Here is a 22,608-nt window from a genome sequence, read left to right as displayed (position 1 = left end):
ACAAGTTTGCTTGCAGTCCGATGACATCCGACTATTATGCGGCGCTGCTAATCCCATCGATGGTTGGTTAGCTCGATCGGTGGGCCTGCGGGCCCACTTTTCGTTTCTGCTTTCAGTTTTCGTCCGGCGCGGCCCGTCCGCCGCCCATCGTCATACCGGAAAGGGTCGCTGTTTGAGGGAAGTCGAGATCATCGAGCGCATGATCACCCCGTCGCTGGAAAGCATGGGCTTCCGGCTCGTGCGCTTGAGCTTCGGCGGCGGCAACCGGCCGACCCTGCAGATCATGGCGGAGCCGGCGGACGGATCGGCCATGACGGTCGATCATTGCGCCGACATCAGCCGCACGGTCTCAGCACTCCTCGATGTCGAAGATCCGATCAAGCTGCCTTATATGCTGGAGGTGACCTCGCCCGGCATCGACCGGCCGCTGATCACGCGCGAGGATTTCGCCCGCTTCGCAGGCTTCGACGCGAAGTTCGAGACCGAGCGCCCGATCGACGGCCGCAAGCGTTTCAAGGGCGTGATCGCCGCGGTCGACGCCGAGGATCGCGTGCCGGTAACGGATGAGAAGGGTGCCACCGCCGCGGTGCCCTTCAGCGAAATCCGCAAGGCGAAGCTGATCCTGACCGACGCCCTGCTGAAGGCGTTCGCGCCGCAGCATCCGTCCGGCGACGAGCCCGAAGAGAATACCGCCGCCTGACTTGGGGCGGCCGCAGCCACAACATTAACCGAGCCGGGTCCGCATTCCCGCCGCTCGCCGACAGAAGTTATGTGAGACCGATCATGGAACAGTCACTCGCCGCCCGCCCCGAGCTCCTGCTGGTCGCCGACACTGTCGCGCGCGACAAAGGCATCGAGCGCGACGAGGTGCTGGAAGCGATGGAACAGGCCATCCAGAAGGCCGGCCGCTCCAAGTATGGCCAGGAATACGACATCCGCGCCGAGATCGACCGCAAGACCGGCGAGATCCGGCTGATGCGCTTCCGCGAGGTGGCGGATCCGATCGAGAACGAGGCGACGCAGATGAGCCTCGAGGAGGCGCAGCTGCACGACCCCTCGGCCCAGGTCGGCGACTTCATCACCGACCCGCTGCCGCCGATCGATTTCGGCCGCATCGCGGCCCAGACCGCGAAGCAGGTGATCGTGCAGCGCGTGCGCGATGCCGAGCGGCAGCGCCAGTACCGCGAGTTCAAGGACCGCATCGGCGAGATCGTGAACGGCCTGGTGAAGCGCGTCGAGTTCGGCAATGTCGTGGTCGACCTGGGCCGTGCCGAGGCCATGCTGCGCCGCGACGAGCTCTTGCCGCGCGAGACGTTCCGCCAGGGCGAGCGCGTGCGCGCCTATATCTATGACGTGCGCCCCGAGATCCGCGGCCCGCAGATCTTCCTGTCGCGCACCCATCCGCAGTTCATGGCGAAGCTGTTCGCCCAGGAAGTGCCGGAGATCTACGACGGCATCATCGAAATCCGTGCGGTCGCGCGCGACCCGGGCAGCCGTGCCAAGATCGGCGTCATCTCGAACGACAGCTCGATCGACCCGGTCGGCGCCTGCGTCGGCATGCGCGGCAGCCGCGTCCAGGCGGTCGTGGCCGAGCTGCAGGGCGAGAAGATCGACATCATCCCCTGGTCGCAGGACCCGGCGACCTTCGTCGTCAATGCGCTCGCCCCGGCCGAAGTCGCCAAGGTCGTCATGGACGAGGAGCAGCGCCGCATCGAGGTGGTGGTGCCGGACGACCAGCTGTCGCTCGCGATCGGCCGCCGCGGCCAGAACGTGCGGCTCGCCTCGCAGCTGACCGGCTGGGACATCGACATCCTGACCGAGGCCGAGGAGAGCGAGCGGCGCACCGCAGAAGTGCAGTCGCGGAGCGCGCTCTTCATCGAGGCCCTGGACGTGGACGACGTCATTGCCCATCTGCTGGTGAACGAAGGCTTCACGTCGGTCGAGGAAGTGGCCTACGTGGCGCTCGACGAACTCGCCAATATCGAAGGGTTCGACGAAGACGTGGCAAGCGAGCTGCAAGCTCGCGCGCTGAGCTTCCTCGATCAGCAGAACGCGATCTTCGAGGAGCGGCGCAAGGAGCTGGGCGTCGAGGACGAGCTCATCGAGCTCGACGGCATGACGCTCGGCATGGCGGCGAAGCTTGGCGAGAACGGCGTCAAGACGCTCGACGACCTGGGCGACCTTGCGAGCGACGAGCTGACCGAGCTGTTGAAGGACGTGACGCGGCTGTCCGAAGAGCAGGCGAACGAGATCATCATGGCCGCCCGCGCCCACTGGTTCGCCGAGGAAGACGGCACGGCGCCGGAAGCCTGATTGGGGAAGCCTGATCGGACGATGGACGAAGCCGACACGACCCCTGACGGCACGCCCGACGGGGCAGCGCCGGACGAAGCGGAAACGGGTCCGCTCCGGCGGTGCATCGTCACCGGCGAGCGGCTCGCGAAGGAGACGATGGTCCGTTGCGTGGTCGGCCCCGATGGCATGATCGTGCCGGATGTCGGGGCTGCCCTGCCGGGGCGGGGTTTGTGGTTGACCAGTCGCCGCGATATAGTGGCGACGGCGGTGAAGAAGCGGGCATTCGATCGGGCGGCGCGCCGTTCGGTTACGATACCCGCGGATCTTGCCGACCGGATCGAGTTGCTGCTGGTCCAACGGTGTCGTGATGCGGTCGGGCTTGCCCGGCGGTCCGGCAAGGCGGTGGCAGGGTTCGAGAAGGTCGGTCAGGCCATTCGCAAGGGCGGCGTCGGTCTGCTGGTCGCAGCATCCGACGGCGCTGACGGCGGGCGGCAGAAGATCACCGCCATGGCTCCCGGGTTGCCGGTGATGGACCAGCTGGATGCCGCCGAGTTGGGCGCCGCATTCGGCCGCGATCACGTGGTGCACGGGGCGATTGGCGCCGGCGCGCTCGCGGCGCGGTTGCAGGTCGATGCGGCCCGGCTCGCCGGGTTCCGCATGCCGGCCGACGCGGCATCGCCGCGTGAAGGATCACGCCGCACCTGACTCGGTGCGGCCGATGGAGTATAGCTCCGCGCACGATCGCTTGGGGGCGGTCGGGCAAGGGGCTGGTGTCGCCTGGTATCGGAACTTCCGGGCCGGTCGGCTGTATCCCCGCGATCGGGCGCCCAGGATGGGCGGCGGATCAAGGGGCGAAGTTCTGGCGGATGCTCTTCAAGGGGCGTCTCGCGGTCAGGCAACGGTGCCGCGGGCACCCGAGTGGATGGACGGTTTCGGGAAGACATGACGGACAGCAACGAACAAGAGACCAAGCGCCCCCTCAGCCTCGGCGCCCGCCCTGGTGGCCGCCTCGAGCTGAAGAAGCCGATCGATGCGGGCTCGGGTCAGGTCCGGCAGAGCTTCCCGCACGGACGTAGCAAGACCGTGACCGTCGAGGTCAAGAAGAAGCGCGCGATCGAACCGCCGCGTCCCGGCCATCCGCCGACCGAAGCCGCCGCGGCACCGGCCGCGGCACCCGCGCCACAGCCCGCGCCAGTCGTCCATCGGGTGACGCCGCCGACCGCTCCCGCGGCCGGCACGGCTCCGGCGCCGACCGTGCGGCCCGCCGTCGCCCCGACGCACGCGGCTCCTGCGCAGGCTGCTCCTGTTCAGCCGGTTCCCGCGCAGCCCATTCCGCCGCAGCCGGCCCCGGTGCAACCGGCCGCCGTCCAGCCCGCTCCGACGCCAAGGCCCGAGCCGGTCGTCGAACCTGCACCCATCGCCGCCGCGCCGGCCGTCCAGGAGCCGGCCCCCGCCGCCCAGGCGCCCGCAGCCCCGACGGCCACGCCGAAGGTTGAAGCGGCACCCGTGGTGACGCCGGCACCGCGCCCGGCGGAGCCGACGCGCGTGCCCGGCCCGCGCCCAGCCGCCCGTGTCCTGACGCCCTCTTCGCAGTCCACGCTGCGTCGCGGCAGCGGCGGCGCGCCGCGCACGCTGACGGAGGAGGAGCGCGCTGCCCGCATGAAGGCGCTCCAGAGCATGGTGCAGGGCGAGACGGCGCGGAAGCAGGCCGAGGCCGAGCGTGCCGCGCGCGCCCGCGAGCTCGAGACGGAGCGGCAGCGCGACGAGGAAGAGCGTCGCCGTCACGCCGAGGAGACGGCCGCCGCCGAAGTCCGGCGCCGTGCCGAGGAAGAGTCGCGCCGCGCCGCCGAAGAGGCCGCGAAGAAGCAGAAGGTCGAGGACGACTCGCGCCGCGAGATGGCCGAGCGCGCCGGCAAGGCCGCCGCCGCCAAGGTCGCGGCCCTGACCGCGGCCGGCAAGGTCAAGCCCGGCGTGATCGAGCCCGAGGCCGACGACGCGCCGAAGCGCGGTGCGGTCGGCCGACCCGCCGACAAGCGCGCCGTCGCCGCACCGGTGCCGGCACGCACCCGGGGTGCCGATCAGCGGCGCCGGACGGGCAAGCTCACCGTCACCCGCGCGCTATCGGACGACGACGACCGCACGCGCTCGCTCGCCTCGGTCCGCCGGGCCCGCGAGCGCGAGCGCCTGCGCATGTTGCAGCAGACTGAGCAGCCGAAGGTCGTGCGCGAAGTTATCGTTCCCGAGACGATCACGGTGCAGGAGCTGGCCAACCGCATGGCCGAGCGCGGCACCGACGTCATCAAGGCGCTGATGCGCAACGGCGTGATGGCGACGATCACCCAGTCGATCGACGCCGACACCGCCGAGCTGATCGTGGCCGAGTTCGGCCATGTGGTGAAGCGCGTCGCCGAGTCGGACGTCGAGATCGGCCTCAAGGGTGAAGCGGATCAGGACGAGGCGCGCGTGGCGCGTCCCCCGGTCGTCACCATCATGGGCCATGTCGACCACGGCAAGACCTCGCTGCTGGACGCGCTCCGCAAGACCGACGTGGCGGCGGGCGAGGCCGGCGGCATCACCCAGCACATCGGCGCCTATCAGGTGACGCTGGCGGGCGGCGAGAAGATCACTTTCATCGACACGCCGGGCCACCAGGCCTTCACCGCCATGCGCGCCCGCGGCGCCAACGTGACCGACATCGTCGTGCTCGTGGTCGCGGCCGACGACGGCATCAAGGAGCAGACGGTCGAGGCGATCCGCCATGCCAAGGCGGCGAACGCGCCGATCATCGTGGCGATCAACAAGATCGACAAGCCGGGCGCCGATCCCAACCGGGTCCGCCAGGAGCTGCTGCAGCATGACCTGGTCGTCGAGGCCATGGGCGGCGACGTGCTCGACATCGAGGTGTCGGCGCTGAAGAAGACCGGCCTCGACAAGCTGCAGGAAGCGATCCTGCTGCAGGCCGAAATCCTTGACCTGCGCGCCAACCCGGACCGCTCGGCCGAGGGCGTCATCATCGAGGCCAAGCTCGAGCGCGGCCGCGGCGCGGTCGCGACCGTGCTGATCCAGCGCGGCACGCTCAAGGTCGGCGACATCTTCGTGGCCGGCGGCGAGTGGGGCAAGGTGCGCGCCTTGATCGACGACAAGGGCGAGAACCTGAAGTCGGCCGGCCCGGGCATGCCGGTCGAAGTACTGGGCCTCAACGCCGCCCCGCTCGCGGGCGACGATTTCTCGGTCGTCGAGAACGACGCCCGGGCCCGCGAGGTCACGGAGTTCCGCCAGCGCAAGAAGCGCGAGGCGAGCCAGGTGGCGGGCGCGCGCGGCACGCTCGAGGAGATGTTCTCCGCGATCGCGGCCGGCACGGCCAAGGAACTGCCGATCGTCGTCAAGTCGGACGTGCAGGGCTCGCTCGAGGCGATCCTGGCGTCGCTCAAGGGACTGGGGACCGACGAGGTCACGGTCCGCGTGCTGAACAGCGGCGTCGGCGCCATCAGCGAGAGCGACATCAACCTCGCCGGCGCATCGAAGGCGATCGTCATCGGCTTCAACGTGCGCGCCAATCCGCAGGCGCGCGACCTCGCCCGCCGCGACGGCGTCGACATCCGCTACTACTCGATCATCTATGACGTGATCGACGACATGAAGCAGATGCTCGAAGGCATGCTCGCCCCGACGCTGCGCGAGAACTTCCTCGGCAACGCCCAGATCCGCGAAGTGTTCGACATTACCAAGGTCGGCAAGGTCGCGGGCTGCATGATCACCGAAGGCATGGTCAAGCGTGGCGCCAAGGTCCGCCTGCTGCGCGACGACGTCGTGATCCACGAAGGCAGCCTCAAGACGCTGAAGCGCTTCAAGGACGAGGTGCGGGAAGTCCGCGAGGGCTACGAATGCGGCATGGCGTTCGAGAATTACTCGGACATCCAGGTCGGCGACATCATCGAGTGCTTCGAGCTCGAAGAGGTCAAGCGGACGCTCTAACCGCTGCAACCCTCACCCTTCCCGGCCCCAGCGAGAGACCCAGGGGGCCGGGCCCCTTCCCTCTCCCGCTGGCGGGAGAGGGGGCCGAGCGCGAGCGAGGCGGGTGAGGGCGTCCGCCGGAGGAAGAACATCATGACCAGACGCGACGGCCAGCCGGTGAGCCAACGGCAATTGCGCGTGGGCGAGGAGATTCGCCACGTGCTGGCCCAGGTGCTGGCGCGCAACGAGCTGCGCGATCCGGACCTGGCCGGCCGGACCATCACCGTGACCGAAGTCCGCATCAGCCCCGACCTCAAGAACGCGACCGCCTTCGTGGTCCCGCTGAACGGCGAGCATTCGACCGAGGTGCTGAAGGGCCTGAAGCGCTGTGCCGCCTATCTGCGCAGCGCCGTCGGCCACGAAGTCCGGCTCCGCGCGGTGCCGCGCCTCTCGTTCGAGCTCGACAGCTCCTTCGACCAGGCGCAGCGCATCGACGAGATCCTGCACCGGCCGGAAGTGCAACAGGACTTGCGGCCCCATGACGGTGAGGGAGACCCGGACGCGTGAAGCGCCGCGGCCTTCCGGTCCATGGCTGGGTTGCGTTCGACAAGCCGGTCGGCATGACCTCGACCCAGGCGGTCGGCCGTGTCCGGCGCGCCTTCAACGCGGAGAAGGCCGGCCACGGCGGCACGCTCGATCCGCTCGCAAGCGGCATGCTGCCGATCGCGTTGGGCGAGGCGACCAAGACGGTCGCCTATGCCATGGCTGGCACCAAACGCTATCGCCTGACCGTGCGCTGGGGCGAAGCGACGGCGACCGACGATGCGGAGGGCGCCGTCATCGAGACCAGCGCGGTCCGCCCGACCGAATCCCAGATCCGTGCGGCGCTCCGGCAATTCACCGGCGACATCCAGCAGGTGCCGTCGACCTATTCGGCCATCCTCATCGACGGGGTCAGGGCCTACGATTTGGCGCGTGCCGGCGAGACGGTCGAATTGCAGCCCCGCGCCATACGCATCGATGCCTTCGAGCTCGTCGAAAGGCCCGACGAAGACCACGCAACCTTCGAGGTCACCTGCGGCAAAGGCGCCTATATGCGTAGTCTTGGCAGGGACTTAGCCAAGGTTCTGGGGACATTCGGGCACCTGGTCGCCTTGCGTCGATTGAGCGTCGGCCGCTTCACCGTCGACCACGCGATTTCTGTGGATATGCTCGACCAACTCGGGCATATTCGCGCGCTATCCGAGCACCTGCTGCCGATCGAGACCGCGCTGGACGACATCCCGGCCCTGGCCTTGACGGAGGCTGAAGCGCTCCGCCTGCGGCACGGACAATGCGTCCCGCCGCCTTGCCCGCCGGATCGGGCAAACATCGATCAACTCGGCAACGGGTCGATTGTCTCCGTCTCGGCGAGCGGGAAGCTCGTCGCCTTGGCGGCGCTCGATGAAGGCATGCTTCGGCCGGTGCGTGTTTTGAACCTGTGATCCCAAGGAGCATCCCGATGTCGATTACCGCCGAGCGCAAGAACGAGCTCGTCAAAGAATACGCCACCAAGGAAGGCGACACCGGTTCGCCGGAGGTCCAGGTCGCGATCCTGTCCGAGCGGATCAAGAACCTGACCGGCCATCTGGGCGACCACAAGAAGGATTTCCACAGCCGTCGCGGCCTCCTGGTCATGGTTGGCCAGCGCCGGTCGCTGCTGGATTATTTGAAGCGTAAGGACGCTGCCCGCTACGAGCAGCTGATCAGCCGGCTGGGTCTGCGCCGCTGAGCAGGCCACACGCCCAATCCGACGCGATGCGACCCCGGGCATCGCGGCAGGGCAGCCAGTCGAACGGACCGGCTGAGCCCCCTGCCGCGCCCGGGGTTTCTTACATCCTCGCATCGCCCAGGCCGGCCGTGTCCCGAGGGCTGGGGCGATTTCCAGCCCGCCGCCGCACCGCGGTACTTCCGGTGCTTTACCACACACCCGATCCCGCCCGCCGCCAGGCCATCCGGGGCACCGTTGCCCAGCGGATTTTTGGAGCCGGCCACAAGAGGTCGGACTTGCGCCCTTGCCGCGCGCGGGATCTAGAAAAAGGGAAAAACCCATAATGTTCGAAGTCTTCCGCAAGGAAATCATGTGGGGCGGGCGCAAGCTCGTCCTCGAGACGGGCAAGATCGCCCGCCAGGCTGACGGTGCCGTCTTGGCAACCTATGGCGACACGACCGTGCTGTGCACCGCCGTCGGCGCACGCAAGGTGAAGCCCGGCCAGGATTTCTTCCCGCTCACCGTCAATTACCAGGAAAAGGCGTTCGCCGCCGGCAAGATCCCGGGCGGCTTCTTCAAGCGCGAAGGCCGTCCGAGCGAGAAGGAAACGCTGGTCTCGCGCCTCATCGACCGGCCGATCCGCCCGCTGTTCGCCCCGGGTTTCTTGAATGAGACCCAGGTGATCTGCACGGTCTTGAGCCATGACCTCGAGAACGATCCGGACATCGTCTCGATGATTGGCGCGTCCGCGGCTCTCACCATCTCGGGCATCCCGTTCCTGGGCCCCATCGGCGCCGCCCGCGTCGGCTACGTCGACGGCCAGTTCGTCTTGAACCCGAAGTCGGGCGAGACCGAGAACGGCCAGCTCGACCTGGTCGTCGCCGGCACGCAGGAAGGCGTGCTGATGGTCGAGTCCGAGGCGAGCGAGCTCACGGAAGAGACGATGCTCGGCGCCGTCATGTTCGGCCACAAGGCGTACCAGGACGTGATCAACGCGATCATCGACCTGGCTGAGCAGTGCGCCAAGGAGCCCTGGCCGATGCCGGAGCTGCCGGAGGCCGTGACCGCCGTCGACAAGAAGCTGCGCGACGCGGTGACCGCGGACCTGACCGCCGCCTATGCCGAGCAGCAGAAGACGGCGCGCCACGAGAAGATCCAGGCGGTCAAGAACCGCCTCGAGACGATCTTCGAGGATTCGGCGGAGCGCGAGCTGGCGGGCAAGCTGTTCAAGGATGTCGAGAAGGACATCGTCCGCGGCGCCATCCTCGAGACCGGCATCCGCATCGACGGCCGCGACACCAAGACTGTCCGCCCGATCAGCGTCGAGGTCGGCGTGCTGCCGCGCGCCCACGGCTCGGCGCTGTTCACCCGCGGCGAGACCCAGGCGCTGGTCGTGACCACGCTCGGCACGGGCCAGGACGAGCAGATCATCGACGCGCTCGAGGGCGAGTACCGCGAAAACTTCATGCTGCACTACAACTTCCCGCCCTACTCGGTCGGTGAAGCGGGCCGCATGGGGTCGCCCGGCCGTCGCGAGATCGGCCATGGCAAGCTCGCCTGGCGCGCCGTCCATCCGCTGCTGCCGACCAAGGAAGCCTTCCCCTACACGATGCGCGTCGTCTCGGAGATCACCGAGTCGAACGGCTCGTCCTCGATGGCGACGGTGTGCGGCACCTCGCTCTCGCTGATGGACGCGGGCACGCCGCTCGCGAACCCGGTCGCCGGCATCGCCATGGGCCTGATCAAGGAAGACAAGGGCTTCGCGGTCCTGTCGGACATCCTCGGCGACGAGGATCACCTCGGCGACATGGACTTCAAGGTGGCCGGCACTGAGAAGGGCGTCACCGCCCTGCAGATGGACATCAAGATCACGTCCATCACCGAGGAGATCATGAAGATCGCCCTCGGCCAGGCGTTCGAGGGCCGCAAGCACATCCTGGGCGAGATGGCCAAGGCGCTGACCGCGGGCCGCGAGGCCGTATCGGGCAACGCACCGCGCATCACCACCATCTCCATCCCCAAGGAGAAGATCCGCGAGGTCATCGGTTCGGGCGGCAAGGTCATCCGCGAGATCACCGAGACGACCGGCGCCAAGATCGACATCGAGGACGACGGCACGATCAAGGTGTCCTCGGTCGATGCCGCCGCCTCGCAGGCCGCGATCGACTGGATCAAGGGCATCGTGGCCGAGCCGGAACTGGGCGTGATCTACAACGGCAAGGTCGTGAAGACCGTCGATTTCGGCGCCTTCGTGAACTTCCTGGGCTCGCGCGACGGCCTCGTCCACATCTCCGAGCTGGCCCCGCAGCGGGTCGGCAAGGTGACGGACGTCGTCAATGTCGGCGACCAGGTCAAGGTCAAGGTCCTGGGCTTCGACGACCGCGGCAAGGTCAAGCTCAGCATGAAGCAGGTCGACCAGGCGACCGGCGCCGACCTCACCAAGAAAGAGGAGGCCGCGGCCGGCGAATAGCCGGCCCGACGCCTAGAGCTGACGATCCGGGAAGAGCGGCCGCGGCACCTTGCGGCCGCTCTTTCTCGTTCGAGGAGGGTTCGATGCGACAGCCCCAGTTCCGGATGCCGAAGGTGGTCGGCCACCGTGGTGCCGCGGCGCACGCGCCGGAGAACACGCTCGCCGGCTTCCGCGCCGCCAAGGCGCTGGGCGTCCAATGGGTCGAGTTCGACGTGCATCTGACGGCGGACGGCCGCTGCGTCGTGATCCACGACGACCTCATCGACCGGACGACCGACGGCACGGGCGAGGTTGGCCGCATGACGCTGGCCGAGCTCGCGTCTTACGACGCCGGCAGCTGGTTCGACCCGCGCTTCGCCGGCGAAACCGTGCCGACGCTGGAGGAAGTCATAGACCTGCTGGCCGAGCTCGAACTCGGCGCCAATGTCGAGCTCAAGCCCTCGCCGGGTGCGGAGGATGCAACCGCGGCGGCGGTGATGGCGCTGCTGCGCCAGGCCTGGCCCGGCCATCTGCCGGCACCGCTGGTGTCGAGCTTCGACTATCGCTCGCTCGAAGTGGCGCACGACGCAGCACCGGAGATCGCGCGCGGCCTGCTGCTCGAGACCGTCGGCGACGACTGGCTTGAGCTCGCCCGGGGCATCGAGGCGACGACGATCCATTGCGGCCACACGCCGCTCACGGCCGCGCGGGCCAAGGAAATCCGCCGCGGCGGCTATCCGCTTTTCTGCTATACGGTCAACCATGCCGGCCGGGCGGAGGAACTGTTCGGCTGGGGCGTTTCCGGCGTCTTCACCGACGCGCCGGACCAGATTCTGTCGCTGGCGCAGGCTCGATTCGATGCCGCGCAAGAGCGGGATTAGCTTTTTCGCGAGGAAGCCCATATAAGGGGCAAGAATTCTGTAACAACATGTGATCGCGTCCGGGCCGTCGTTAAGCCCCGCGTCGGACGGATTGGGATTGGGAGTGGTAACAGTGAAGGCGTTGAAATCGCTGGTCATTTCTGGACGCGAGGTATTGCCGCTCGTCGAAGGCGGCAAAGGCATCTCCGTCTCGAATGGCGAGAGCTCCGGCGCCTGGGCGGCGGCCGGCGGCGTCGGCACCTTCTCGGGCGTGAACGCGGACTCCTTCGACGATAACGGCCAGGCCATTGCGCAGATCTACTACGGCAAGACGCGACGCGAGCGGCACGAGGAGCTGATCGCCTATTCCATCCGCGGCGGCATCCAGCAGGCGCGGATCGCGCACGAGGTCGCGAACGGCCGCGGCCGCATCCACATGAACGTGCTGTGGGAGATGGCGGCGGCCGAGCGCATCCTGCACGGCGTGCTCGAAGGGGCGAAAGGCCTGATCCACGGCGTCACCTGCGGCGCCGGCATGCCTTACAAGATCGCCGAGATCTGCGCCGAGTACGGTGTCTATTACTATCCGATCGTGTCTTCGGCGCGCGCCTTCCGCGCGCTCTGGAAGCGCGCCTATCACAAATTCTCGGAACTCCTGGGCGGCGTCGTCTACGAGGACCCGTGGCTCGCTGGCGGGCACAATGGCTTGTCCAACTCCGAGGATCCGGAAAAGCCGGAGCCGCCCTTCCCGCGGGTGCACGAGCTGCGCCAGCAGATGCGCGAGTTCGGGCTCGCTGACACGCCGATCTTCATGGCCGGCGGCGTCTGGCGCCTCGACGAGTGGGAGGACTGGATCGACAACCCGGAACTGGGGCCCATAGCGTTCCAGTTCGGCACGCGCCCGCTCTTGACCAAGGAAAGCCCGATCTCGGACGCTTGGAAGAAGCGGCTCCTGACCCTGAAGAAGGGCGACGTTTATCTCAACCGCTTCAGCCCGACCGGCTTCTATTCCTCGGGCGTCAAGAACGAGTTCCTGAACGACCTCACCCGCCGCTCGGAGCGCCAGGTCGCCTATACGGTCGAGCCGGTCGGCGAGCACAGCGTCGCCTTCTCGGTCGGTCCGCGCGGCCGCACCGTCTATCTGGCGCCGCACGACAAGGAACATGCCGAGCGCTGGGTCGCCGAGGGCTATACCGAAGCCATGCGCACGCCGGACTCGACGCTCGTCTTCGTGACGCCGGCCTCGGCCGAGCAGATCCGCACGGACCAGATCGACTGCATGGGCTGCCTGTCGGCCTGCGGCTTCTCCAACTGGTCGCAGGGCGAGAGCGGCACCACCGGCAAGAAGGCCGACCCGCGCTCCTTCTGCATCCAGAAGACGCTGCAGGGCATCAGCCACTCGGACGAGATCGACCACAACCTGATGTTCGCCGGGCACAATGCCTATCGTTTCGGCAGCGATCCGTTCTACGCCGACGGCTTCGTGCCGACCGTGGGGCAGTTGATCGAACGGCTCCAGACGGGTGCCTGATGGCCGGAACCCCGCGCGATCTTTCGACCTTACATGGGCTCGTCGCGCGGGGCACATGGCATGAATGCTTCCCTTGCGGCGAAATCGTGACCATATTGGAGGCATGTCCATGACCGACATCGCCCCGACGATGCCTCGCCCGTCCCATGACCAGGCCGTGCCCGCGCGCCTGAAGGCGGCGGGCCTGCGTCCGACCCGCCAGCGCCTGGCGCTGGCGAGCCTGTTGTTTGACGCCGGCCATCGCCACGTCACGGCTGAGCAACTGCACGGCGAAGCCGGCATGAGCGCCATCAAGGTGTCGCTCGCGACAATCTACAACACGCTGCACCAGTTCACCGAAGCGGGCCTGCTGCGCGAAGTGGTGATCGAGCCCGGCCGCTCATACTTCGACACGAACACCGACGACCATCATCATTTCTACGTCGAGGGCACGGGCCAGTTGCTCGACATCCCGGGCGCCAGCGTCAGCCTCGCCTGTCTGCCGACGCCGCCCGAAGGCACGGCGATCAGCCGCGTCGACGTCATCATCCGCATCGGCCCCGCTCGGGCCTGACTGCATCCGGGCCTGACCGCGCCCGACCGAACTTCCCGACAGATCCGCCAATGGCCGACGCCTCGCTCGGCCGCTGCTACGCCATTGCCGCGTTTTACCTAAAATTCTCGCAGCTCTTAATTGCCCGCTTACAAAATCCCTCTAGTATAACGCTGGAGTGGCAGGCGGAGCCTGCTACTGCCTAGGAACAGTATCGGCAAAATCGCGAAAAGTTTTAAGAAATACTGCGCGGTTGACCTTGAGAACGCGTGAAGCTCGCACATCAATCGGGAGCGTTTTGATGAATCTTCTTCTTGTCCTGCGCCAGCTGTCGGCGGATCAGCGGGGCGTCAGCGCCGTGGAATATGCCCTGCTCGCAGCCTTGATCGCGCTCGCCATCATCGGCGGCATCACGGCGTTCGGCACGAACCTCGCCGGCATCTTCACCACCGTCGGCGGCAGCATCTAATCCCGCAACAGCCGGCCGGCTGCGGCCGGCCGGGCGAGCGTGACGATCTCAGGACTCGCCGGGCCGTAGGGCTCGCGACCGAAATCGCCATAGCGCGTCGCGACGGCGAGCCCCGCCTGGCCCAAGCGCGCCTCCAGCGTCGCGGCCGCGGTGTATTGCAGCTGCGCCGCCGTCCGGCGTTCCATGCCGTCAGCGAAGCGGCGCACCAGCGTCACATGGTCGATCCCGGTGACCGTATCGAGGGCCGACGCCACCCAGACCTCGACCGGTCCGCGCCGCGGATCGACGAAGCGGCGCCAGAGCTTGAAATCGGAGCCGTCGGCATAGTCCTGCTGGCCAGGATTGCGCGTCTCGAACGCGAAGATGCCGTCAGGCGCCAAGTGATCCGTAATCCGCGCGAACAGCGCCGCCTGCGCCTGGGCGCCCAGCACATGCTGGAACGCGTGCGCCGTCATGACAATCAGACGGAACTGCCGGCCGAGCGCAAAGCGCGTGGCGTCCGCCTGATGCCATTCGACGGTGCCTTCGGGATCGAGCCCCCGTGCCCGCGCAATCATGGCCGGGGCGAGATCGAGCCCGACGACGCGATGCCCGTCCGCCGCCAGCGCGCGGGCGAGCCGACCGGTGCCGCACGCGAGATCGAGGATCGGCCCGCCAGTCTCGGCTGCGAGCGAGTGGTAGAAATCGTCGTCCGGCCCCCAGCCGTTCTCGGCGTCGTAGAGCTCCGCATCGCCATACTCATCGCCCAGCGACTCGCTGGCCGACATATCGTCGGAGAGCGCGGCGCTCATGGCGCGGGATAGGCCTCGTTCGGATAGACGCCGAACACCTCGCTGCGGGGGATCCAGCCGCGGATGTCCTCGACCTCGACCCGGCACCAGTCGCCCGGCACCGGGCATTCCATGAGCTTGCCGATGACGCCCGGCTCGATATGGGCGACCGGCGCCGCGGTCGCCGCCGGATCGCTGCGCAGCGTGCCGACCTGGCCCTTCACGATGACCATCCGCCGGCCGCTCAATTGCGAAGACAGCACCCAGCCGACCGTGCCCTCCCAGTCGCGGATCTGCCGCCAGACGTCGTTCTCGGCCAGGATCTCGACCGGCATGTCCTTGCGCGTCAGCACCCAGTCGATCGGGAAGCGATAGCCGGGCCCGACGCGGAGATTGGCCTCGCCCTTGCGCATGGAGGCAAAGCGCGGCGTCGGCAGCCCGGTCTCGTGGGAGGAGCGCGCCGGTTTGTCGGCCTTGGGCTTGTCTGCAGCGGCGGGCGGCGTCTTGCCGTCGCCGCCGGTCGCAGAGGGAGCATTGGCAGTGGGCGCGTTTGCCGCGGGCGGGGGCGCTGGCTGGGTGGCCGGCGGCACCGGCGGCTTCACCTTCGGGCGTGGAATCTTGTCGGCGGCGAGGCCTGTGCCGCAAGCGAGCATTGCCAGCACGATCACCCCAGCCGTCACGCGGGCGACGGAACCCCAAAGACCAGACCGTTCCACCCTGAATTCCCACTCACCCCCAGCGAAATTCTTGTTAAGCGCGGGGGCGGTCCGGGTCAAGCAGGCGCTTCAGGAGAAACATACGCTGCGGCAGGCCTGGACAAAGATGGATGCCCGCTGATATGGCCTTGGGGGGTGGGCCTCGTCGGGACGGGAAATTCCATGCAGAAAAAACGCACCATCGTCGTCGTCACGCGCAAGCTGCCGGAACCGATCGAGACCCGGATGATGGAGCTGTTCGACGCCCGTCTCAATCTCGACGACCGGCCGCTGACCCAGGCCGAGCTCATCGAGGCGGCCAAGACCGCCGAGGTGCTGGTGCCGACCGTGACCGACCGGATCGATTCCGCCGTGTTGTCACTGTCCGGCCCGCAGCTGAAGCTGATCGCCTCGTTCGGCACCGGCGTCGACCATATCGATCTCGCCTCGGCGCGCCAGCGCGGCATTACGGTCACCAACACGCCGGGCGTGCTGACCGAGGATACCGCCGACATGACCATGGCACTCATCCTCGCGGTTGCGCGCCGCCTGTCCGAGGGCGAACGGCTTATCCGCTCGGACAAATGGACCGGCTGGGGCCCGACGCACATGCTGGGCCACCGCATCTGGGGGAAACGGCTCGGCATCGTCGGCATGGGCCGCATCGGCACGGCACTCGCCCGCCGCGCCAAGGGCTTCGGCCTGTCGATCCATTACCACAACCGGCGGCGCGTCCTGCCCGAGGTCGAGGCGCAGCTGGAGGCGACCTACTGGGAAAGCCTCGACCAGATGCTGGCCCGCATGGACATCGTCTCGGTCAACTGCCCGCACACGCCGGCCACATACCATCTGCTATCGGCGCGGCGCCTCAAGCTGCTGCAGCGCCATGCCTATGTCGTCAACACGGCGCGCGGCGAGGTGATCGACGAGAACGCGCTGACCCGCATGCTGGTCGCCGACGAGCTTGCCGGCGCGGCACTCGACGTGTTCGAGCACGAGCCGGCGGTCAATCCCAAGCTCCTGAAGCTGCAGAACGTTGTGCTGCTGCCGCACATGGGCTCGGCCACCATCGAGGGCCGCATCGACATGGGCGAGAAGGTCATCATCAACATCAAGACCTTCGTCGACGGCCACCGGCCGCCGGACCGCGTGCTGGAGACGATGTTCTAGACCTACAATTATACCGCAGTGCGGAATCGAATCCGCCTTCCCTCCGGAGCGAACCGGAGAGAAAATAAGTCGTTTCGCGGTTCCCTTGAGGAGGGTTCCCATGAAGCGGCTTCACGAATTCGCGGATGTGATCGGCCTGGCTGGCGTCGCAGCCATCTTCTTCGGCTTCCTGACGCTGATGGTGCTGCACTAAGCGCGTCCGCTAGACAGCGCGCCGGCATGACGGCATCTTCGCCATCATGCCGATCTTCACTTTCCCTGACGATGCCGAATGGGATGACGAACTGCGCGCCGTCGTCTTCTCCGTCGAGGTCGGCGAATATCGCGGCCAAATCCGCGTGCCACGCAGCCTGTTCCAGTCCCTGCTGCCCGTAAGCCCGACGCCGGAAGCCTGCGTCGAAGCCTTTCACCTGGAACGCGCCCGCTTCGAGCAGGCGGTCGAGCGCCGCATCCGCGAGCGCCGCCTCTCGCCCGACGGCAACATCGATCTCTCGATCGCGGATCTGAAGCAGTGAGCGACGAGCAGGCGCTGTGGGATGCGCGCTACGCGTCCGAGGATTATTTGTTCGGCACGGAGCCCAACGCCTATCTGCTGTCTCAGGCCCATCGCTTTGCCGCCGGGCAGCGGGCGCTTGCGGTCGGGGACGGCGAGGGACGCAACGCAGTCTGGCTCGCCCGCCTCGGCCTCGACGTGACGCTTGTCGACATCTCGCCGGTCGGCCTCGACAAGGCGCGCCGCCTCGCGGATGAACGCGGCTGCCGGATCGAGACCATCGTGGCCGACCTGACGCGCTGGGACTGGCCGCAGGACCGGTTCGACCTTGCGGTCGAGATCTTCGTCCATGTCCCGGTCGAGCAGCGCCGGCGCATCCATGGCGCGATGGCCAGGAGCCTCAGGCCCGGCGGCCTGGCGCTCGTCGAGGCGTTTCAGCGGCGCCAGGCTGACCCGGCGGCAGGCAGCCCGCCGTCGGCTGGCCTGACGCAGCGCCCCCTGCTCTACGATGCCGAGGCGCTTGCCGACGATTTCAGGATGCTCGAAACGGTTGAGCTGCTCGAGGGCACCGTACTTCTCGCTGAGGGGAGCAAGCACCGCGGCCCGTCGGCCGTGGTGCGCTATCTCGGCCGCAGGATTTGAACCGCCAGAGCCGACAAGGCTGCTTTATTTCCCTACCGGATTGAAGATAGACTCCGCCGTCCTTGCGCGAGGGGAAAGAGAACCCATGGGCGAACCGGAGCTGGATCGCGATTTTCTCTGGCACTTGCTGGAAAACATCCCGGCCATGATCTGGATGACCGACGAGAATCAGGCCTGCGTTTATGTCAATCAGGCAACTCTCGCCTTCACCGGCAAGAGTTCGGCGGAATTGCTGAACAACGGCTGGCGCGAGACGATCCACCCCGACGATCTCGTGCCGCTCGATGCGTCGCTCGCCCACCATCTCGAAAACCATCAACCCCTGCGCGCAGAGATCCGCAACCGCCGATACGACGGGGAATATCGCTGGATCCAGGTGCGCGGCCAGCCGCTGTTCGACAAGGACGGCCGGTACCGCGGCACGATCGGGCTCAGCCTCGACGTGACCGATGCGCGGCAGCACGAGCACGAGCTCGCCCGCATGGTGACGCACGACAAGCTGACCGGCCTGCCCAACCGCGCGCTCATCGAAAGCCTGATCGAGGCCGCGGTCGACAACGCCCGCGCCGACGGCCGCAAGCTGCCGGTGCTGACATTCGGCGTCGACCGGTTCCAGACGATCAACGAGACGCAGGGGCATGGCGCCGGCGACGCGCTCCTGGCCGAGGTCGGCCGGCGCATCGGCCTCATGCGCCATGGCCACGAGGTAGCGGGCCACCTGTCGGGCAACCGGTTCGTGATGATCGCCGAACCCAGCCTCAGCACCGAGAGCGCCTATCGCGCAGCCGGCCGGCTGCTCGACCTGTGCCGCACGCCGTTCCGGCTCAACGACATCCCGCACGAGCTGACCGCGTCCGTCGGCATCTCGATCTTTCCCGACGACGGCTACCAGCCGAGCGAGCTCATGCGCGCGGCCGAAGCGGCGCTGCAGACCGCGAAGCAGCTGGGCGGCAACCATTTCGCCTTCTTCGACCGCGACCTGCACGGCAACGCCAAGAATCGGTTCGACCTCGAGACCGACCTGCGCCGCGCCATTCCGGCCGGCGAGCTCGTGCTGCATTTCCAGCCGAAGGTCTCGCTGCCCGACTATCGGCTGGTCGGGTTCGAGGCGCTGGTGCGCTGGCTGCATCCCGAGCGCGGCATGCTGCCGCCGGTCACTTTCGTCAATCTGGCCGAGGAGGCGGGCATGATCGGCCCCTTGACCCGCTGGGTGTTCGAGGCGGTCGGCCGCCACCAGCGCGAATGGCTCGACGCCGGGCTCCACCCGGTGCCGATCGCGATCAACGTCTCGCCACGCGAGTTCCTGGGCGACCTGCTCGAGGAGCATTTGACCGCATACAAGCAGTTCGACCTGCCGGATGGGCTGATGGAGATCGAGATTACCGAGAGCACCATGATCGATGACTTCGACCGGGTCTGCCGCATCGTGACGTCGCTCACCGAAGCCGGCATCAAGGTGGCGATGGATGATTTCGGTACGGGCTATTCGAGCCTTGCCAGCCTCAACCGCCTGCCGATCTCCACGCTCAAGATCGACCGCGCCTTCACCAAGGATGTCGACTGGGACCGGGCGAGCCGCGCCGTCGCCTCCGCCATCATCTCGCTTGCCGCCGAGCTGGGGCTGGACGTGGTCGCGGAGGGCGTCGAGACGCGCGAGCAGCTGACCGTGCTGCGCGCGCTCAAATGCCGGGTCGTCCAGGGCTTCCTCACCGGCCGACCGGTGCCGGCCCAGGAGGCGGTGGAGCTGCTGCGCCATCCGGCGCCGATCCCGACCGCGCGCGGCCTGATCGAAACCGTGGCACCGGCCGTGCCGCAATGAGCGACGAGAAGGCCCAATCGCCGCCGCCCATGCGCCTCATCTGCTATCCGACATCGGGCGCGCCGCCGCTCATCCGCACGGCGCCGGTCGAGCGCGACTGGATGTCGGCGACGCCGGAGGGCTTCGCCTATCGCTGCCTGCCGCTTAACATCGCCAATTCGCACGGCTGGCAGATCCTGAACCCGGTCGGGTTCGCCGCCTTCTGGACCGGCGGCGCCGGCACCGACGCGGTCATCACCAGCCCCAGCACCAGCGGCACCACGCCCCCCGCGCTCAGCCATTTCGGCCAGGGTATCCTGACCTTCCACGTCACCGGCCTGTTCCGCACCGAGCCCGGCTATGACCTGTGGGTCGGCGGGCCGACCAACATGTTCAAGGACGCGATCCAGCCGATGAGCGGCGTGGTCGAGACCGACTGGTCGCCCTTCACCTTCACCATGAACTGGAAGTTCACCCGGGCCAATCAGCCGATCACCTTCGCCGAGGGCGAGCCGTTCTGCTGCCTGTTCCCGATCGAGCGCGGCCTCGTCGAGCGGGTCGAACCCGAGTTCCGGTCGATGGCGGAAGATCCCGAGGTGCTCGACGCCTACACGAAATGGTCGGCCGACCGCGCCCAGTTCAACAAGGAACTGCAGGTTCCGGGCTCCGCAGCACAAGCGGCCAAATGGCAGAAGGACTATTTCCGCGGCGTCGATACCGGCTTCGGCACGGCACCAGCCGACCACCGGACCAAGCTCAAGCTCAAGGAGTTCAAGTAGGCCGTCGCCGCTCCGGGACAGCGTCAGGCGATTCGCCGACAGCGCTCGCCGCGGCGATCGGAGCCTTGACAGCCATCCTACGGTGGCGCCGATCCGGTCACGATTCTCTCGCCGTTGCAGCGGGCACAAGAAAAAGCACCCGCGGTGCTTCGCTTTTGGATCGCCGAAAGTGTCTTATAGGCAGGAGCTTCGGAAACGGCCAACGGCGGCGACGCGATCCGTCGCCGCGAAGCCGAAGCCGTAGTTGTGGAAACTGTCGGAAATGGATGGGCGTCTAAACCGATTCTTGTTGTTGGTTGCCGTATTCCTGGCCGGCGGCGTCGTGATGCTCGCACTCCGGCCGTCATCCGTCGTTTACACGCCCCCTTTCCGCACGCACGACGACCATCCGACCGCCCACCATCCGGCTCAGGCCGTACCGGCTTCGTGGGCTCAGTTTGCCCAACTGGTCCAGGACCAGTTCAAGGCACGCCTGGAAGCCGATGACCCGACAGCGGATCGCTTCCGCCAGTTCCTCAAGACCAGGGTCGTCGAGGGCTCTCAATCAAACGCTCTCTTCATTCAAGTGTGGGTGGATGCGGAAGGCAAGGTCGCGCGTCTCGAGTTTCAGCCGCTCCAGGACCGGCAAGCCGACGCGGATCTGCATGCGATCCTCGAACGGCACGCGATCGGCCGGCCTCCCTCGGACATGCCGCAACCCGTGCATGTGAAGCTGGCGCTCGACGGGGGAAATGACGGCTGACGGCGTTGACGCTTCGCGTGACCGCGCCCCCAACACCCGCCCGTCGATCCGACACTTGGCAGCGCGGCGGTGCTCATTCTATCTAGCGCCCATGGACGCAAAAATCGGCCCGACCGACAGGGACTTCATCACGGCACTCGCCCGCGGGCTCGAGGTGCTTCAGGTATGCGGCACCAGTGAGTCCGGGCTCAGCCTGGCCCAGCTCGCCCAGCGCGCCGGGCTGTCACGCGGCACCGCCCGGCGCTTCCTGCTGACGCTCGGCGCCCTCGGCTACGTTGAGTCTGACGGCAGGCTCTATCACCTGACGCCGAAGGTGCTGGCGCTCGGCAATGCTTACCTGGGATCGACCCCCCTGCCCCGGGTCTCGCGCCCTTTCCTCGAGCGCATCAGCCGCCAGTTGAACGCGAGCTGTTCGCTCAGCATCCTGGACGGTGCGGAGATCGTCTATGTCTCCCGCGTCCAGACCGGCCGCATCATGGCCGTCGATCTCGGTGTCGGTTCGCGCCTGCCGGCCGCGGCCACGGCAATGGGGCGCGTTCTGCTCGCCGCCCTGCCGGCCGAAGACTTGCAGCAATGGCTGCGCGATACGCCGCTCGTGTCCTATACCGAGCGCACGGTGGTCAATCCCGATGCATTCACAGCGCTGATCGGCGGCGTCGCCCGGCAGGGCTACTGCATCGTCGACCAGGAGCTCGAACCGGGACTGCGCTCGATCGCGGTGCCGGTCCGATGCGCGTCGGGCAGCGTGACTGCTGCCCTGAACATCGGTGCCCAGGCTGCGCGCATCAGCCTCGCGGAATTGGAAGAATCCTGCCTGCCGGTGCTGCGTACAGCGGCCGCGGAGATGCGCGAGCTTCTCATCGGCTGAGCGGAGGGCTTGACGCGGCTCCGCGTCGGCCACAAATTTGTCCGAAGTGCGGTCGAAATGACCGCTATGCGGACAAATTATCACGCCCGCGATCGAGCCGGAGGAATGCCGATGAGCCAGAGCCATGATCGATAAAACCGTGCGCAGCATGGCCGAGGCCATGGCGGGCGTTGAGGACGGCGCCACCGTGCTCGTCGGCGGCTTCGGCGCCGTCGGGCAGCCGAATGCGCTCATCGACGGCCTGATCGAACAGGGCGCCCGGGATCTCACAGTCGTCGCAAACAATGCCGGCACGGGCCACGTCGGCCTCGCCCGCCTCATGGAGCTGGGCCGGGTGCGCCGGATCATCTGCAGCTTTCCGCGCAGCGCCGGCTCGGTCGTGTTCGAGGAGCTCTACAAGGCCGGCCGGATCGAGCTCGAGATCGTGCCGCAGGGCACGCTTGCGGAACGGCTGCGCGCCGCCGGCGCAGGTGTGCCGGCCTTCTATACACCGACGGCCGTCGGGACCCAGCTCGCCCAGGGCAAGGAGGAGCGGGAGATCGACGGCAAGCGCTATATCCTGGAATATGCCCTGCGCGGCGACGTGGCGCTGGTCGAGGCATGGACCGCCGATCGCTGGGGCAACTTGACCTTCCGCAAGAGCGGCCGGAACTTCAACCCGGTCATGGCGACGGCGGCCAAGCGCACCATCGTGCAGACCCAGCACATGGCCGAGCTGGGCCAGATCGACCCCGAAGCGATCGTGACACCCGGCATCTTCGTGGATCGGGTCATCCATATTCCCTACGGCGACCCGCAGGCGTGACGGAGC

Annotated in this window: 22 protein-coding genes; 20 read left to right on the top strand and 2 right to left on the bottom strand. The window is 67.5% G+C overall.

Annotated features, from left to right (window positions below):
• Positions 1-172 precede the first annotated feature (172 nt).
• The 12 genes from rimP to IEY58_RS00715 all read left to right on the top strand — a co-directional run bounded on the left by rimP (position 173) and on the right by IEY58_RS00715 (position 13,840).
• Positions 173-700 carry a ribosome maturation factor RimP gene (rimP, locus tag IEY58_RS00770; RefSeq protein WP_229743395.1) on the top strand — a complete coding sequence of 176 codons (528 nt, stop codon included), beginning with the start codon at positions 173-175 and terminating at the stop codon, positions 698-700.
• An 83-nt stretch (positions 701-783) separates the two neighbouring features.
• Entirely contained in the window at positions 784-2,313 is a 1,530-nt protein-coding gene (gene nusA / locus IEY58_RS00765) for a transcription termination factor NusA (RefSeq protein WP_189041416.1), read from the top strand.
• A gap of 21 nt (positions 2,314-2,334) precedes the next feature.
• On the top strand, positions 2,335-3,000 hold the full coding sequence (locus tag IEY58_RS00760; RefSeq protein WP_189041414.1) for an RNA-binding protein: 666 nt from the start codon (positions 2,335-2,337) through the stop codon (positions 2,998-3,000).
• Positions 3,001-3,237: 237 nt separating this feature from the next.
• On the top strand, positions 3,238-6,270 hold the full coding sequence (gene infB / locus IEY58_RS00755) for a translation initiation factor IF-2 (RefSeq protein ID WP_189041412.1): 3,033 nt from the start codon (positions 3,238-3,240) through the stop codon (positions 6,268-6,270).
• A gap of 132 nt (positions 6,271-6,402) precedes the next feature.
• The gene (gene rbfA, locus IEY58_RS00750) at positions 6,403-6,816 is read left to right on the top strand and encodes a 30S ribosome-binding factor RbfA (RefSeq protein WP_189041410.1); all 414 of its coding nucleotides are present in this window, start codon (positions 6,403-6,405) and stop codon (positions 6,814-6,816) included.
• Positions 6,813-7,733, top strand: a complete 921-nt coding sequence (gene truB / locus IEY58_RS00745) for a tRNA pseudouridine(55) synthase TruB (protein ID WP_189041409.1) — start codon at positions 6,813-6,815, stop codon at positions 7,731-7,733. The genes rbfA and truB overlap by 4 nt, the downstream gene beginning before the upstream one ends.
• A 17-nt stretch (positions 7,734-7,750) precedes the next feature.
• Positions 7,751-8,020 (top strand): 30S ribosomal protein S15, encoded by a 270-nt coding sequence (gene rpsO, locus IEY58_RS00740; RefSeq protein WP_189041407.1) that lies wholly within the window; start codon positions 7,751-7,753, stop codon positions 8,018-8,020.
• A gap of 322 nt (positions 8,021-8,342) precedes the next feature.
• Positions 8,343-10,469, top strand: a complete 2,127-nt coding sequence (gene pnp, locus IEY58_RS00735; RefSeq protein ID WP_189041399.1) for a polyribonucleotide nucleotidyltransferase — start codon at positions 8,343-8,345, stop codon at positions 10,467-10,469.
• Between the two features lie 83 nt (positions 10,470-10,552).
• The gene (ugpQ, locus tag IEY58_RS00730; RefSeq protein ID WP_229743394.1) at positions 10,553-11,329 is read left to right on the top strand and encodes a glycerophosphodiester phosphodiesterase; all 777 of its coding nucleotides are present in this window, start codon (positions 10,553-10,555) and stop codon (positions 11,327-11,329) included.
• Between the two features lie 112 nt (positions 11,330-11,441).
• Complete coding sequence (locus IEY58_RS00725) at positions 11,442-12,839, top strand: NAD(P)H-dependent flavin oxidoreductase (protein WP_189041397.1); 1,398 nt, start codon at positions 11,442-11,444, stop codon at positions 12,837-12,839.
• Positions 12,840-12,948: 109 nt separating this feature from the next.
• Entirely contained in the window at positions 12,949-13,392 is a 444-nt protein-coding gene (gene irrA, locus IEY58_RS00720) for an iron response transcriptional regulator IrrA (RefSeq protein WP_229743393.1), read from the top strand.
• 280 nt (positions 13,393-13,672) lie between these two features.
• Positions 13,673-13,840 (top strand): Flp family type IVb pilin, encoded by a 168-nt coding sequence (locus IEY58_RS00715; RefSeq protein ID WP_189041389.1) that lies wholly within the window; start codon positions 13,673-13,675, stop codon positions 13,838-13,840.
• Here IEY58_RS00715 and IEY58_RS00710 read toward each other — a convergent pair.
• Together IEY58_RS00710 and IEY58_RS34275 are read right to left on the bottom strand one after the other, a co-directional pair.
• On the bottom strand, positions 13,837-14,631 hold the full coding sequence (locus IEY58_RS00710; protein ID WP_189041387.1) for a class I SAM-dependent methyltransferase: 795 nt from the start codon (positions 14,629-14,631) through the stop codon (positions 13,837-13,839). The genes IEY58_RS00715 and IEY58_RS00710 overlap by 4 nt on opposite strands.
• Positions 14,628-15,326, bottom strand: coding sequence for an SH3 domain-containing protein (locus IEY58_RS34275; protein ID WP_229743392.1), 699 nt, complete (start codon positions 15,324-15,326; stop codon positions 14,628-14,630). Before IEY58_RS34275 ends, IEY58_RS00710 begins: the two co-directional genes overlap by 4 nt.
• A gap of 162 nt (positions 15,327-15,488) precedes the next feature.
• Between IEY58_RS34275 and IEY58_RS00700 the strand changes: the two genes are divergently transcribed.
• The 8 genes from IEY58_RS00700 to IEY58_RS00665 all read left to right on the top strand — a co-directional run bounded on the left by IEY58_RS00700 (position 15,489) and on the right by IEY58_RS00665 (position 22,602).
• Positions 15,489-16,475: a 2-hydroxyacid dehydrogenase gene (locus IEY58_RS00700; RefSeq protein WP_189041385.1), complete on the top strand. Its 987-nt coding sequence runs from the start codon at positions 15,489-15,491 to the stop codon at positions 16,473-16,475.
• A gap of 239 nt (positions 16,476-16,714) precedes the next feature.
• On the top strand, positions 16,715-16,990 hold the full coding sequence (locus IEY58_RS00695) for a DUF1488 family protein (protein WP_189041383.1): 276 nt from the start codon (positions 16,715-16,717) through the stop codon (positions 16,988-16,990).
• Positions 16,987-17,610, top strand: coding sequence for an SAM-dependent methyltransferase (locus IEY58_RS00690; RefSeq protein WP_189041382.1), 624 nt, complete (start codon positions 16,987-16,989; stop codon positions 17,608-17,610). Before IEY58_RS00695 ends, IEY58_RS00690 begins: the two co-directional genes overlap by 4 nt.
• A gap of 85 nt (positions 17,611-17,695) precedes the next feature.
• Entirely contained in the window at positions 17,696-19,429 is a 1,734-nt protein-coding gene (locus IEY58_RS00685) for a sensor domain-containing protein (protein WP_189041380.1), read from the top strand.
• Positions 19,426-20,187 carry a DUF6065 family protein gene (locus IEY58_RS00680; RefSeq protein WP_229743391.1) on the top strand — a complete coding sequence of 254 codons (762 nt, stop codon included), beginning with the start codon at positions 19,426-19,428 and terminating at the stop codon, positions 20,185-20,187. Before IEY58_RS00685 ends, IEY58_RS00680 begins: the two co-directional genes overlap by 4 nt.
• 292 nt (positions 20,188-20,479) lie before the next feature.
• Positions 20,480-20,929, top strand: coding sequence for a hypothetical protein (locus tag IEY58_RS00675; protein ID WP_189041378.1), 450 nt, complete (start codon positions 20,480-20,482; stop codon positions 20,927-20,929).
• 91 nt (positions 20,930-21,020) lie between these two features.
• Entirely contained in the window at positions 21,021-21,797 is a 777-nt protein-coding gene (locus IEY58_RS00670; RefSeq protein ID WP_189041376.1) for an IclR family transcriptional regulator domain-containing protein, read from the top strand.
• Between the two features lie 124 nt (positions 21,798-21,921).
• Entirely contained in the window at positions 21,922-22,602 is a 681-nt protein-coding gene (locus tag IEY58_RS00665; RefSeq protein WP_189041374.1) for a 3-oxoacid CoA-transferase subunit A, read from the top strand.
• Positions 22,603-22,608: the final 6 nt, after the last annotated feature.

Origin of the sequence: Aliidongia dinghuensis, from assembly GCF_014643535.1 — a bacterium.
Taxonomy (GTDB): Bacteria; Pseudomonadota; Alphaproteobacteria; order ATCC43930; family CGMCC-115725; genus Aliidongia; species Aliidongia dinghuensis.
Note: the sequence above shows the minus strand (reverse complement) of the source record. Positions and strands in the feature narration are given on the sequence as shown.

Coding starts and splice junctions, on each gene's coding strand:
- rpsO (WP_189041407.1), top strand. CDS start 7,751: ATGTCGATTACCGCCGAGCGCAAGAACGAGCTCGTCAAAGAATACGCC.
- IEY58_RS00760 (WP_189041414.1), top strand. CDS start 2,335: ATGGACGAAGCCGACACGACCCCTGACGGCACGCCCGACGGGGCAGCG.
- IEY58_RS00680 (WP_229743391.1), top strand. CDS start 19,426: ATGAGCGACGAGAAGGCCCAATCGCCGCCGCCCATGCGCCTCATCTGC.
- IEY58_RS00700 (WP_189041385.1), top strand. CDS start 15,489: ATGCAGAAAAAACGCACCATCGTCGTCGTCACGCGCAAGCTGCCGGAA.
- infB (WP_189041412.1), top strand. CDS start 3,238: ATGACGGACAGCAACGAACAAGAGACCAAGCGCCCCCTCAGCCTCGGC.
- IEY58_RS00695 (WP_189041383.1), top strand. CDS start 16,715: ATGCCGATCTTCACTTTCCCTGACGATGCCGAATGGGATGACGAACTG.
- rbfA (WP_189041410.1), top strand. CDS start 6,403: ATGACCAGACGCGACGGCCAGCCGGTGAGCCAACGGCAATTGCGCGTG.
- IEY58_RS00670 (WP_189041376.1), top strand. CDS start 21,021: ATGGACGCAAAAATCGGCCCGACCGACAGGGACTTCATCACGGCACTC.
- ugpQ (WP_229743394.1), top strand. CDS start 10,553: ATGCGACAGCCCCAGTTCCGGATGCCGAAGGTGGTCGGCCACCGTGGT.
- IEY58_RS00685 (WP_189041380.1), top strand. CDS start 17,696: ATGGGCGAACCGGAGCTGGATCGCGATTTTCTCTGGCACTTGCTGGAA.
- nusA (WP_189041416.1), top strand. CDS start 784: ATGGAACAGTCACTCGCCGCCCGCCCCGAGCTCCTGCTGGTCGCCGAC.
- IEY58_RS00710 (WP_189041387.1), bottom strand. CDS start 14,631: ATGAGCGCCGCGCTCTCCGACGATATGTCGGCCAGCGAGTCGCTGGGC.
- IEY58_RS00665 (WP_189041374.1), top strand. CDS start 21,922: ATGATCGATAAAACCGTGCGCAGCATGGCCGAGGCCATGGCGGGCGTT.
- pnp (WP_189041399.1), top strand. CDS start 8,343: ATGTTCGAAGTCTTCCGCAAGGAAATCATGTGGGGCGGGCGCAAGCTC.
- IEY58_RS00715 (WP_189041389.1), top strand. CDS start 13,673: ATGAATCTTCTTCTTGTCCTGCGCCAGCTGTCGGCGGATCAGCGGGGC.
- irrA (WP_229743393.1), top strand. CDS start 12,949: ATGACCGACATCGCCCCGACGATGCCTCGCCCGTCCCATGACCAGGCC.